Here is a 13009-nt window from a genome sequence, read left to right as displayed (position 1 = left end):
ATAAGATGCGCGCCAGAAGAGACTGTCGAAGCGCCCTATGAACGCAAACCCGGAGCCTCCTGCCCCGTCCGCTCCACATATTCCGTATAGCCGCCGCCATATTGATGAATGCCATCCGGTGTCAGTTCCAGAACCCGGTTCGACAAAGCACCCAGGAAATGCCGGTCGTGCGATACGAACAGCATCGTGCCTTCATAGGCAGCAAGTGCCTTGATGAGCATTTCCTTCGTGTCGAGATCAAGGTGGTTGGTCGGCTCGTCCAGGACCAGGAAATTCGGCGGATCGAACAGCATGGCCGCCATGACCAGACGCGCCTTTTCACCGCCCGAAAGCACACGGCACTTCTTTTCGATATCGTCGCCGGAGAAACCGAAGCAGCCAGCGAGTGCCCGAAGTGGGGCCTGCCCTGCTTTTGGAAAACGCTCTTCCAGCCATTCCAGAATTGTTGCATCGCCGTCGAGCACGTCCATCGCATGCTGCGCGAAATAGCCGAGTTTGACGCTGGCACCGATGTTGACATTGCCCTTGTCCGGTTCGGCAGCGCCTGCAACCAGTTTCAGCAGCGTCGATTTTCCTGCACCGTTGATGCCCATGATGCACCAGCGTTCGCGGCGGCGAACCATGAAGTCAAAACCGTCATAGATCGTTCGGCTTCCATAGGTCTTGTGCACGCCCTTCAGGCTCACGACGTCCTCACCCGAACGAGGTGCCGGGGCAAAGTCGAAAGCGACCGTCTGGCGACGGCGTGGAGGCTCCACGCGGTCGATCTTCTCCAGTTTCTTCACGCGGCTTTGGACCTGCGAGGCATGGGACGCACGCGCCTTGAAGCGCTCGATGAACTTAATTTCCTTGGCAAGCATGGCCTGCTGGCGTTCAAACTGCGCCTGCTGCTGCTTTTCATTCAGCGCCCGCTGGCCCTCATAGAAGCCATAGTCGCCGGAATAGGTGGTGAGCGCGCCGCCGTCGATTTCAATAATCTTGGTCACGATGCGGTTCATGAACTCGCGGTCGTGCGAGGTCATCAGCAACGCACCGTCGTAGTTCTTGAGGAATGCTTCCAGCCAGATGAGGCTTTCGAGATCAAGATGGTTGCTCGGTTCGTCGAGCAGCATCACGTCAGGGCGCATCAGCAAAATGCGCGCCAGCGCAACGCGCATTTTCCAGCCGCCGGAGAGCTTGCCGACATCGCCATCCATCATGTCCTGGGTGAAGCTGAGGCCGGCCAGAACTTCGCGCGCACGGCCATCCAGACCATAGCCGTCCAGCTCCTCGTAGCGCGCCTGCACTTCACCATAGCGTTCGATGATCGCATCCATCTCGTCCACACGATCCGGGTCGACCATCGCGGCTTCCAGCTCGCGGAGTTCTGCCGCAACGACGCTGACGGGGCCTGCACCTTCCATCACTTCCGCAACGGCGGAACGCCCGCCCATTTCGCCGACATTCTGGTCGAAATAACCAACCGTCACGCCTTTTTCGACGGAGACCTGTCCTTCGTCCGGCAGTTCATCGCCGGTAATCATACGAAACAGGGTTGTCTTGCCTGCACCGTTGGGACCGACAAGGCCGATCTTTTCACCGCGATTCAAAGCGGCGGAAGCCTCGATATAGAGAATGCGATGGCTGTTGGACTTGCTGATATTGTCGATGCGGATCATGGAACGGGAGGACTTTGTTGGATGGAGTGGAATGTAAGGCGGTCGCGTTGCGACCTCCCTATGCCACGACGGCACGGTCAAGTCACCCCGCTTCGCGATTGAAGAGCTGGCGGACGGTTTAAGGAATATTGTGCAACCATTGTTCGGTCGAGAATTTCTCGACCACAAGCTTTTCGGCCGCCGCATATTCCTCAGGCGTGATCTTGCTGCTCACGCCGCCATTCAGCGACACGAACATATCCTTCATGCGCTTGATGACTTCTTCGCGCGGCAATCCAGTCTGGCTGCGGACAGGATCGACACGCTTGACAGCGCTTGCCGTGCCCTTGTCGCTCAGCTTCTCTCGCCCGATGCGCAGGACCTTCACCATCTTCTCGGCATCCATGTCATAGGCCATGGTGACATGGTGAAGGACGGTCCCCTTGGAGAAGCGTTTCTGTGCCGCGCCGCCGATCTTGCCCTTGGAGCTCGAAATATCGTTGAGCGGCTTGTAGAAGGCATCGATGCCGAGTGAATTGAGCGCTTTCAGCACCCAATCATCCAGAAATGCGTAGGAATCGGCAAAGCTCATGTCACGCACGAGTTCACCCGGCGCATAGAGCGAATAGGTTATGGTGCTGCCGGGCTCCACGAACATGGCTCCGCCACCAGTCACGCGACGGACAGTCTCGACGCCGAATTCCCGCGTTGCGTCCATATCCACTTCGTTGCGCAGTGATTGAAACGCGCCAATGATGATGGCAGGGCGCTCCCATTCCCAAAAGCGCAGTGTGGGAGCGCGGCGTCCGGCGGCAACTTCCTGCGCCAGAACCTCGTCCAGCGCGAGATGCATGGCAGGCGAAACCGCAGGCATCTCAACAATCTGCCATTCGAAATCCCGCCATGTGCGGGCAACCCCCAGCGCACGCCGGACGGCAATCGCAACTGCTTCCGGGCTGAAGCCGAGCATCATGGCGTCGGGCCGCAGGCCCGCCCTCACCGCGTCCGCAATCTGCTCCGACGACGCATCCGCAGAAAGACCTTCGACCGCGTTACGGATATCCTCCAGCGCTTCGTCCGGCTCCAGGAAAAAGTCACCCGCCACCTGCACATCACTCAGGCGCCCGTCACGAACATCCAGATCGACAACGACAAGTTTTCCGCCGTGGACTTTGTATTCGCCGTGCATGGATGCAACCTTCCGAAGAGTGAACGTGAGCGTTTCACTCTCATTTCATGAAAGCTGCGGGAAAGAAAGCCGTTCAGGAGTGGTCGCCGGATTATATTCCGGCTTCAGTGGGCGCGATGCGCTGAACAAGTGAGGTCTGGCGCACTTCCTTGGTCTTGTGGCCAACATACAACCCGGCAGCAATCATGGCCGCCAGAACAACGACAATCGATTTGAAACTGAAAGGCAGATGGTGCATTTCCGATCCTCATTCCTGCCCCAAGCAAACCAGAGCAGGAAATGAATGTCGACCCCGTCTCCTGGGATTTTTAACCACCTCGCAAAATTCCCATTGGGTGTGGCACATTCATCCTCTGTTCAAGATATCGGAACTAAAGCATATTCCACCGATATCAGAGGGACTCATTATGATACCTGCACTCAAGACGATTGTTGCTTCACTATGCCTTGGCGGCCTGGTGGCCGTCCTCTCGCCGCTCGTCACACCGGCCTCCGCAGCCCAGTTGCAGCGCTGCGCAAGCGAGAACGGAGTCTGCCAGTTGCCCTACCCGGCTGAAGTGGTCTATGGCACCGGCGGACAGAATACGTCACGCTTCATCGACCGGCCACAGGTCACCTGCTCGAACCGCGTCTTCGGCGACCCGGCACCGGGCAAAAAGAAAAGCTGTTCCTTCGTGGTTCAGGACCGTTGGGACAGACCGGATCGTCCGGGCCGCCCTGATCGCCCCGGTCGTCCGGATCGTTATGGCGACCGTTACAATGATCGGGACCGCGACTGGACCCGTTGCGCGAATGAAGGCGGGTTCTGCGAATTCTACGGTCGCAAGCGTGTCCGTTACGGCGCAAATGGCCGCTTCACGGAAGGCGTCTTCCGCAATGGCGTCCAATGTGACAACCGCGCCTTCGGCGATCCAGCCCGCGGAAAAGCCAAGTCCTGCTACGTGCTCGACTAAACGTCGAACGTCAGAATACAAAAGCCCGGACCATTCCTTGGTCCGGGCTTTTTAGTTAGTGCAAATTCTATGATTTATCTCTAACGATTTGTTTTTATTAACTATTGCTTTCGGTTCTCCCGAAAATGCTATAGCAATTGCGGCCCTTACCCTTTGCTTCATAGAGCGCAATGTCTGCATTGCGGGCCAGCGCTTGCGGCGTAGAACCATCACGCGGTGCGAGAACCGCACCAACGCTTGCCGAGATATCCAGATTGACGCCGTGAATGACAAAGGGTTCGCGGAAAGCTTCGACGACCCGCCCTGCCACGGACTCAATGCTTTCCATGCAATCTTCATCTGGAAGAATGACCGCAAATTCGTCGCCGCCCACACGCACAGGAATGTCGCTTTCCCGCAAGGCAGAACGCAAACGTTGCGCTGCCTCAATCAGAAGCGCGTCGCCCATCAGGTGACCATAAGTGTCGTTGACTGCCTTGAACCGATCGAGATCGATCAGCAGCGCACCAATCGGCTTGCCCTCTCCCAGGGCTTTTTCGATCAGTGGAACGGCAAGCTCGGTAAGAGCCCCGCGATTATAAAGCTTGGTCAACCGATCGGTCAGAGCAAGGCGCTTGAGAGCGGTGGAATCATCGCTCAAGAATTTGTTGGTCCTTTGCAGGCGCAGCAGGCCGCTGGCAACGCGGGCGAAGTCCTCAAGCTTGGCTCGCTCCGCATCGGAGATTTTTCGTGGCTTGCTGTCGACAATACATAGCGAGCCGACGGTTAATCCGGCATCGATAGACACCGGTGCTCCGGCATAGAAACGGAAACGAGGCTCCCCGGTCACATAGGGCATCGAACAGAAGAAATCGTTCTCAACCATATCTTCGATCACGAAGAGCTTGCCGCTTTCCACGACGAAGGTGCACGCGGTCAGTTCGCGCGGACAACTGCTAACCTTTTCGCCTGCGTTAGCCGCGACACGCTGCCAGTCCTCATCGATAATGTTGAGAGCAGACGTGCTGACGCCAAAGACCTCTTTCACAAGCGATACGAGCGTATCCAGCTCAGGCAGTCCGATGTTGGAGACGGAAACGAGGCTGCGGACGCTTTCAAGTCGCTCGACTTCATTTGCAGGAACAGAAAAAGGCTTCTTGTCTGTCATCGAACTATAGGTATCCGCATTCATCATTTTCACCGTCATCCATGCTCCCTTCCCAAGCTATAGATAGTGATGAGCATCTCGACAGCAAGCCAGGCTTGCCCGGACAGGCAGAGTTCGAACAGGTTTTCGTCAGGCGGAAGAGCGAAAGTTAAGCGGGTGTTTCACTATAAAACACATAAAGGCGGCGACCGGATGGGTCGCCGCCTCTGTCGCTAGAAACATGGACTGGAGGTCATCATAGTTCTACGACAATACGTGTGCCCGAGCAGGCACAGTTAGCCAGAGTATTAGAACGAGCGCTGGAAGCGGATCTTGCCCTGCCAGGCGTCTTTGCCGTCCATGCTCGTGTTCTTGTCCTGCCACTTGGTGTAGGAAACTTCAGGCGTGATGGTGAAGCCAGGAACCAGCTGGTAGGCAACGTTTGCCGTTGCAGCGAAGGTTTCGCTGTCGTCATAAGCGGCCTGTACGTTGAAGGTCGCCTTGCTGGTTGCCTTGTAGGCTGCACCGCCCCAGACTGCCCAATCACCGCCCCAGGTACCGTAGAACGAGTCGACGATACGAATGCGATAACCGCCCGACGTGCCGTAATGGTCGTCATTGGACTTGTAAGCGCCCTGCAGCCAGACCGAGAACTGATCGGTGATGTTAACATCGCCGCGGACCTTTCCGGCCCATTCCTCGTTTCGGGCGTCGTAGGCGACGACACCGGCGATCTTGCCCCAGCTCTGCTCATATTTCAGACCACCGACGACATGCGGCATGTAGTCCTTGATGGTGACATCTACGTTGGAGTCGGAGTTGCCGCCTTCTTCGAACGAAACAATGGCCGAGAAGCCGTTTCCGCCCTTGAAGGTATAGCTGATGAGGTTGGTGCGATAACCGCCAGCGAGGATCACGTCATCGCTGATGACGTTGCCGAGATAGCCGGTGAAGGTGACGAAGGCCGATTCATCAAGACCAACGCGCAGGCCGCCGAGCTGGATGTAAGCATAACGCAGCGAGGTGCTGGTAGAGCCGCCATTATAATTGTCGGCCTTGCCGTTGCCGTCACCCGTCCAGTCGTAACGCAGTTCGCTATAGGTCTTCAGCGTGCCGAGATCCGTTTCGGAAGCGGTCGAGAAACGCAGGCTGACGCGGGCCAGCTTGTTCCAGGTGTCGCGCTCCAGCTGGGCCGGGGTGCGAGCATAGTTGTTGTCGCCGCCGCTTGCGTCATAGCGAACATAGCCATGAATGCGCAGGCAGGTTTCCGTTCCCGGAATGTAGAAATAGCCAGCACCATATGCGTCGCATACGCGGACATATTCAACGGCTTCCGGCTCGGGCGCCACGATAGCATCGGCTGCTTGCGCGCCAGAAATCGCTACGAGCGATGCTGCCGAACCGAGAAGAACTTTTCTGATATTCATTAATGCGTCTCCAGTAGATGAGTTAGACGCCATCGCTATATTTATTCACGATAATTTGAGCAATGTTTATTCGATGTATGTTTTGTGAATTATTTATATGTGATATAAAAGTTACTTCACATATGTTTTATATATACTTCAATAATCGGAAATTTGGCAAAGAAAATCCCGTCATCGTCGCAACATGCAACGAATCCACGACATCGGATATTTTCTTATTCTGCCCCTTATGCCCGTCCAGTCCGCGCAAGAAGCGGACGCCCTCGCCTATCCAGCAACGGTGAAGGTTTTATAACAGCAACAATAAATATACGTCGCAACGCCGGTGATTGCCGATATTTTCCACTCGGGCGTCGAACGCCGCAAAGCGCGACTCGTCAATTCAAATGCATGGAATGTTGATTCGTCATTGTGGACCTGACGAAGTGGTTTTCCTCGGTCATTCTCCCGCACAATAAAGAAAACGAAGGCAGCAGGGGTAATACAATGGTTCTATTCTCTATTGTCATAGGCGTGCTGACGTCTACGGTGGTAATCGCCGCGTGCATCATGCTTTGGAGATATGAACGTCCCTGAATTTGCCGCGAAGAGAGTGCGCAGCGACCGGCCAACTTCAACGGTCAAATCCCATAACAGCGCGGCCTGTTTCGTTACTCTGAAACATCTTTATCAATTCGCTTCAAAATATTTTCATTTGCCTTCAGGCGTATTGCATTGCCAAGATCAGGCTCAAATCCAGTTCGCTGATATGTTCCGTCTGCTGTCAGACCGTCAGCCACTCCCTTTGCGAACATTTGTAGCTTTGCATTTTTCAATATTGGCTTATGCCCATCACCATAAGGATACTCTATGATGAGATCAGAAGACGCTCTGTTGCTGAATGCTATTAGCGCCCAGGCCGACCGGGCTGAATTGATTATGCCCAAGACCCTCTCGCTGAATCCGATTGCCGAACGTCTACACGACGAATTCCCACACCGATCCACTGCCGAAATAGAAACTCAGTGCCGGGTTGTCTGGCAGGATCGTTACCTGTTCTGGAATTGATATCGCCTTCACAACAGCTTTTGGCGCAGGCGCATCGCAGTCGTTACCCCGCTTCGGCGGGGTTTTTGTTAAGACAATAAGGCAATGGCTGCGCGCGACAAAGCGGACGTCTACGACCCGCTTACTTCGTTCTTCTTTTTCTTTTTATCTTCGTCGTAATGCCACTTGATGGCGAAGAACATGGCCGCGCCCAACACGACAACCTTGAACGCTACGAAGAATACAGGAATCCATTCCATTTTCTGAATATTTCCATACCGCTATCAATCGTGAGGAGCTTTACCCCAGAAGTGCTGATTCAGCATCCTCTTTTTTATTCCAATGGCGTTTTGAAAATCAGGCATCGCTGAGCCGCCATGACGTCTGCGGACCATTGTGCGCGTGTGACAGCAACTGACGAAGCAACAGGTTTCAATCATTGCCGGGTTCAGTGATTAGAGAAATACAGAATATCGTTGAATGGTGGGCGTGACAGGGATTGAACCTGTGACCCCTCCCGTGTGAAGGGAGTGCTCTCCCGCTGAGCTACACGCCCGATGAGCCAAGCTCAATCAAGGTGGTGCGGATATACTGGCCAGCGGCTGCATAAGTCAAGCGTCTCGCAAGCCTGTTTCCAAAGAGATTTCTATCTTTCCCAAGATAGCTCTTACCCCAAAAGAAAAACGGCAACCACCCATCGATGATTGCCGTTCTGTTTTGATGCGGAAGGGATTTCAGAGCGCTGCGAGACGCGAGCTCTCGGTCTTGTCGAATGCTTTCTGCAATCCGGAATCACGGTCGTAGACGTCGCCGTAGTAATGGACTTTCCCGTCCGCTGCCGGCCATGCGGTGAAATAGGAAATAAAGACAGGCACAGGTTCCTTGACCTTGATGCCGCGCTCATTCTTTCCGAAATATTTTCCGAGATCCGCCACCGATGTTCCCATAACAGCCGCCGCCATATCGCGTGGGCGCTCCAGACGGATACAGCCATGGCTCAGGGCACGCATGTCGCGGCTGAAATAGGATTTGGCCGGTGTGTCGTGCATGTAGATATCATGCGTGTTCGGGAACAGGATCTTCAGTTCCCCCAGTGCGTTGTCGAGGCTCGGCTTCTGGCGGATGCCGACATGGGCCTTGCCTGCGGCAACCGCACTCCAGTTGACGGCACTTGCCGAAACCTTCTTGCCGTCCGCATAGACTTCATAGCCATTGCGGTCGAGATAGCTCGTATCGCGCATGACCTTGGGCAGCATCTCGTTCAGAATGATTGAACGCGGCACGCCCCAGGATGGATTGAAAACGACTGTCTGAACCTTGTTGTAGAAGAAGTAGGTTTGATGGGTCGGCGAGCCGATGACCACATTCATCGCCAGCTTCTCTTTTCCGTCCTCGAAATATTCGGCACGGTAAGCCGGCTGATTGACCATCACGTAGCGCGTGCCAAAATCATGCGGCAGCCAGCGCAGACGTTCCATGGAATAAAGGATGCGGTCGCGCTTGATGGATGACTGTTCGCCCTGAAGGGCTGAAACCGTATTACGGCCAATGATACCGTCGGGTGTGCCACCGGAAAGCTTCTGGTAGTCCTTGATGGCTGCAACCAGTTCCGGATCGTAGACGTCGCCGCTCGCGTGGGCATCCAGCACTTGCTTGTGCTCTGCCAGATAGCTGGCGGGCGCGTGTCTCGAAATCAGCGCAACCACGTTGCTGAGCTGGTCATTGGTATCGCCCGGCTTGATGATGCCATTCAGCGAGATGCGGACCGGTTCGGCAGACGGCGGCTCGGTATTCGCCAATTCGCGCTTCAATGCCGCATATTGCTCATTGCCCGGCTGGAAACCATGCAGATAGGCAGCCGGATCGTTTTCCGATGCCAGCTTTTCGAGAACAGCTTTCGGATCGACGCGGTTGCGCGGCAGATCGTGGAAGCCGCTGAGGCGGTCGGCTATGACACGTCCCTCGCCTGCATCGATGGCATAGCGCAGCGCGCGGGCAGACATGCGAATTTCAAACTCGGCAAGCTTCTGCTGGCGTTCGGCTTCCGCGGTAGTGTCGAAGCTGTCAGCCGGAATCGTGACTGCATATTCTTCGGGATTGAGCCCGTCCTCATCGGCGCGGGCAAAGAAGGCCGCGACATTCTTGGCGCGGTCGAGCACCTTGTCATCGGCCGACCACATGAAGGAACGCTGACTTGAGTAATAATCGACGATTGCCTGAGCGATCTCTTTCTCGGCTTTGACATCGACGGATTTCAGATAATTCGTCGCCGCATCGAATGCCCGCTCGCCCGGTGTTTCTTCCCGAAGCTGCGGACGGATCGGCGACATGCCCGATGTCAGCGGGTCGACGGTGGTGGGTTCGGTGGCCGCAGTTACCTGCATATCGAGCGCGCTGAAATCGATATTGACCAGAGCATCCGGCTTATAGTCGTAAATCTGCGGCCCTTTGACGGTCACGCGCTGGACTGGCGGAAGGCTGCGCACGGCCGCACGAGGAGCGGAGACAGCATTCGGCGCTGCGGGAGCGCGGGGGGCGACTTGCGGCTGGACAGGCTGGGCTGGCTGCACCTGCTGCTGGCGACGCTGCTGGAAAAGTTCCATCAACGAATTTGCGGCTTGAGCCTGCGCCATGGGGAGAAACACCGAAGCTGCCAGAGCTATCGCGGCTGCGCGGCGGATATTTTGTCCGCGCGCGGCGCTGCTCTTTTGATCCATCTGCGAGTGTCTGGAAAACTGCATTTCAAACCGCCAAAGTTGATGCGTTCGCTCAAAAGCGAATCCGTCCGAATCTCACCCGTAGAATTTACCAATCTCGTATAGAAACTTTTAACGCTATTGTTTCCTGAAGCAATTTTCTGATTTGCGTTTATCACAATTGTTTGAGGCATCTTCTCGGGAGGCAAACCCGGAATGCCTTAATGAACAATGTGACGCAGTGGCATCCACCCCGCATCGCGCTAAAAGCCCCACAGACTATGGTTCCAAAGCTCTTCTTCGGAACTTCGATCAACATATCGCGCGAGCCGGAAACAATGACGACCTCCGGCTGGCGTAGCTGGCAAGCAAGCGAGGTACCGCGATGGCAGAAGCAAGCGCCGCCGATCTTTTCCCTCTTGGTGAAGACGACACCCCTTACCGCAAGCTGACTTCCGATCATGTCTCTGTCGATACGTTCAAGGGACAGGAAGTCCTGACCGTCGATCCGGAAGGGCTTCGCCTGCTTTCGGAAGCGGCCTTTGCCGATATCAACCATCTGCTGCGCCCCGGCCACCTGCAACAGCTTGCCCATATCCTCGAAGACCCGGAAGCAACGGACAATGACCGTTTCGTCGCCTACGATCTTCTGAAGAACGCCAATATCGCCGCTGGCGGTGTTCTGCCGATGTGTCAGGATACCGGAACAGCCATCATCATGGGCAAGAAGGGCCGTCGCGTCTGGACCGAAGGCGGTGACGCTGACGCGCTGGGAGCCGGTGTGCTGGACGCCTACAACAAGAAGAACCTGCGCTATTCGCAACTGGCGCCGCTTTCCATGTTCGAGGAAAAAAACACCAAGAACAATCTGCCTGCCCAGATCGACATCTATGAAGAGGGCGAAGACGCCTACAAGTTCCTTTTCGTCGCCAAGGGCGGCGGTTCGGCGAACAAGACATTCCTCTATCAGGGAACGCCTTCTCTTCTGACGCATGACCGCATGATCGACTTCCTCAAGGACAAGATCCTGAGCCTTGGTACAGCCGCCTGCCCGCCTTACCATCTGGCAATCGTCATCGGCGGCACTTCGGCTGAAATGAACCTGAAGACGGTCAAGCTCGCCTCGACGCGTTATCTGGACAGCCTGCCGACCGAGGGTTCCGAAACCGGGCATGCTTTCCGTGACCTCGAAATGGAAGCTGAAATCCATAGGCTGACGCAATCTCTCGGCGTCGGCGCCCAGTTTGGCGGCAAATATTTCTGCCATGACGTCCGCGTCATTCGCCTGCCGCGCCATGGCGCTTCGCTGCCAATCGGCATCGGTGTTTCCTGCTCTGCGGATCGTCAGGCCAAGGGCAAGATCACCAAGGACGGCATCTTTCTGGAAAAGCTGGAAACCAACCCGGCCAAGTACATGCCGGATATCGACGAGGAAAAACTGTCGTCGCATGTGGTCAAGATCGACCTCAACCAGCCAATGCAGGACATTCTCAAGGAATTGTCGAAACATCCGGTCAAGACGCGCCTGTCGCTCTCCGGTCCAATCATCGTGGCGCGCGATCTGGCCCATGCCAAAATTCGCGAGCGGCTTGAAAACGGCGAAGCCATGCCGGATTATTTCAAGAACCACCCGATCTATTATGCAGGCCCGGCCAAGACGCCTGCTGGCTATGCCTCCGGCTCATTCGGACCGACCACGGCAGGCCGCATGGATTCCTATGTGGACCAGTTCCAGTCCTTCGGCGGCTCCATGGTGATGCTCGCCAAGGGCAACCGTTCGCGTCAGGTGCGCGAAGCTTGCGGTCAGCATGGCGGGTTCTATCTGGGTTCCATCGGCGGTCCGGCTGCTCGTCTGGCACAGGATTGCATCAAGAAGGTCGAGGTCGTCGAATATCCGGAACTCGGCATGGAAGCGATCTGGCGTATCGAAGTGGAAGATTTCCCGGCCTTCATCGTCATCGATGACAAAGGCAACGATTTCTTCAAGGAACTCAATCTGGGTTAAAGCATTTCCAGCAAAAGTACGAAGCGGTTTTGCGTTCGATAATGCGACGAAACAAACGCTTAGAGCACAGATCTGATTGAATCAGATCTGTGCTCTAAGCAAATAAAAGGGCGGCGCAAGCCGCCCTTTCTGTTTCAGGCATTTGTGCCGCCATCGATGGTGAGCGTAGCTCCGGACACGAAACGCCCTTCGGGGCTGGCAAGCCAGGCCACCAGACTTGCAATATCATCAGGCGAACCGAAACTGCCGGTTGCGATAAGCGCGCGTTGCTGTTCGGCATGTTCTCCAGCCGCCGGATTCATATCCGTATCGGTGGAGCCAGGCTGAACGACATTGACCGTGACGCCTTTTGGGCCAAGGTCACGCGCCAGACCTTTCGTCAAACCGATCAGCGCAGCCTTGCTTGCCGCATAAAGGCTGATGCCCGGCCACGGCACGCTTTCGGCGAGGTTGGAGCCGATGGTGATGACGCGTCCGCCAGCACCGAGGTGTGGTGTGGCCGCTGAAGCGGCGGCAAAGACAGCCCGGAAGTTCACAGCCATCACTTCATCGAAGTCAGCAAGCGTGATCTCTTCCAGTGGTGCTGCATGCCAGATACCAGCACTGTTGACCAATATATCCAGACGACCGAAATCCTTGACCGTTTTCTCGATTGCCGCCGTAATCTGGCTCGCGTCGCGATTGTCGGCCTTCAGCGCCAGAGCCTTGCCGCCATTGGCTACGATTTCGGAAACCACGGCTTCAGCTTTTTCCTTGCCGTTTACATAAGTGACGACAACTGCCGCGCCATCTTTCCCGAGCCGTCGTGCAATCGCGGCACCGATGCCGCGACTGCCGCCGGTGACAAAGGCAACCTTTCCGTTCAAAGCTTCGGCTGACATGCCATTTCCTTTCTGTATCGATTGATACATAATTGCTGACAGGCTTGCACAGAACCGTCAAGCGATTTA

General features: G+C 55.7%; 11 protein-coding genes and 1 tRNA gene. 2 read left to right on the top strand and 10 right to left on the bottom strand.

Translation table 11 applies throughout. From position 1 onward, the window contains the following. Positions 1–35: 35 nt before the first annotated feature. From abc-f to F9K91_RS25930, 3 genes are all read right to left on the bottom strand, one after another. Positions 36–1658: a ribosomal protection-like ABC-F family protein gene (abc-f, locus tag F9K91_RS07305; protein WP_151677520.1), complete on the bottom strand. Its 1623-nt coding sequence runs from the start codon at positions 1656–1658 to the stop codon at positions 36–38. 118 nt (positions 1659–1776) lie between these two features. Next, the gene (locus tag F9K91_RS07300) at positions 1777–2826 is read right to left on the bottom strand and encodes a lipoate--protein ligase family protein (RefSeq protein ID WP_151651210.1); all 1050 of its coding nucleotides are present in this window, start codon (positions 2824–2826) and stop codon (positions 1777–1779) included. Positions 2827–2917: 91 nt separating this feature from the next. Beyond that, positions 2918–3064, bottom strand: coding sequence for a hypothetical protein (locus F9K91_RS25930; RefSeq protein ID WP_155723812.1), 147 nt, complete (start codon positions 3062–3064; stop codon positions 2918–2920). Between the two features lie 169 nt (positions 3065–3233). Between F9K91_RS25930 and F9K91_RS07295 the strand changes: the two genes are divergently transcribed. Then, on the top strand, positions 3234–3779 hold the full coding sequence (locus tag F9K91_RS07295; RefSeq protein ID WP_151677519.1) for a hypothetical protein: 546 nt from the start codon (positions 3234–3236) through the stop codon (positions 3777–3779). Between the two features lie 97 nt (positions 3780–3876). Here F9K91_RS07295 and F9K91_RS07290 read toward each other — a convergent pair whose 3' ends face one another. The 6 genes from F9K91_RS07290 to F9K91_RS07270 form a co-directional block, all read right to left on the bottom strand. Beyond that, the gene (locus F9K91_RS07290) at positions 3877–4965 is read right to left on the bottom strand and encodes a sensor domain-containing diguanylate cyclase (RefSeq protein WP_151677518.1); all 1089 of its coding nucleotides are present in this window, start codon (positions 4963–4965) and stop codon (positions 3877–3879) included. Between the two features lie 248 nt (positions 4966–5213). Further along, the gene (locus F9K91_RS07285) at positions 5214–6332 is read right to left on the bottom strand and encodes a porin (protein WP_151677517.1); all 1119 of its coding nucleotides are present in this window, start codon (positions 6330–6332) and stop codon (positions 5214–5216) included. 650 nt (positions 6333–6982) lie between these two features. After that, positions 6983–7258: a hypothetical protein gene (locus F9K91_RS07280; RefSeq protein ID WP_151677516.1), complete on the bottom strand. Its 276-nt coding sequence runs from the start codon at positions 7256–7258 to the stop codon at positions 6983–6985. Between the two features lie 231 nt (positions 7259–7489). Further along, entirely contained in the window at positions 7490–7618 is a 129-nt protein-coding gene (locus F9K91_RS26575) for a hypothetical protein (RefSeq protein WP_255362344.1), read from the bottom strand. Positions 7619–7839: 221 nt separating this feature from the next. Then, a tRNA-Val gene (locus F9K91_RS07275) sits at positions 7840–7914 on the bottom strand. A 178-nt stretch (positions 7915–8092) separates the two neighbouring features. Beyond that, on the bottom strand, positions 8093–10075 hold the full coding sequence (locus F9K91_RS07270) for a L,D-transpeptidase family protein (RefSeq protein WP_412842151.1): 1983 nt from the start codon (positions 10073–10075) through the stop codon (positions 8093–8095). 364 nt (positions 10076–10439) lie between these two features. Between F9K91_RS07270 and F9K91_RS07265 the strand changes: the two genes are divergently transcribed. Next, positions 10440–12059, top strand: coding sequence for a fumarate hydratase (locus F9K91_RS07265; RefSeq protein WP_109988191.1), 1620 nt, complete (start codon positions 10440–10442; stop codon positions 12057–12059). Between the two features lie 134 nt (positions 12060–12193). Here the strand turns inward: F9K91_RS07265 and F9K91_RS07260 are convergent, their stop codons facing one another. Further along, complete coding sequence (locus F9K91_RS07260) at positions 12194–12940, bottom strand: 3-oxoacyl-ACP reductase family protein (protein WP_151651206.1); 747 nt, start codon at positions 12938–12940, stop codon at positions 12194–12196. Positions 12941–13009 lie beyond the last annotated feature (69 nt).

Source organism: Brucella tritici (assembly GCF_008932295.1).
Lineage (GTDB): Bacteria > Pseudomonadota > Alphaproteobacteria > Rhizobiales > Rhizobiaceae > Brucella > Brucella tritici.
Note: the sequence above shows the minus strand (reverse complement) of the source record. Positions and strands in the feature narration are given on the sequence as shown.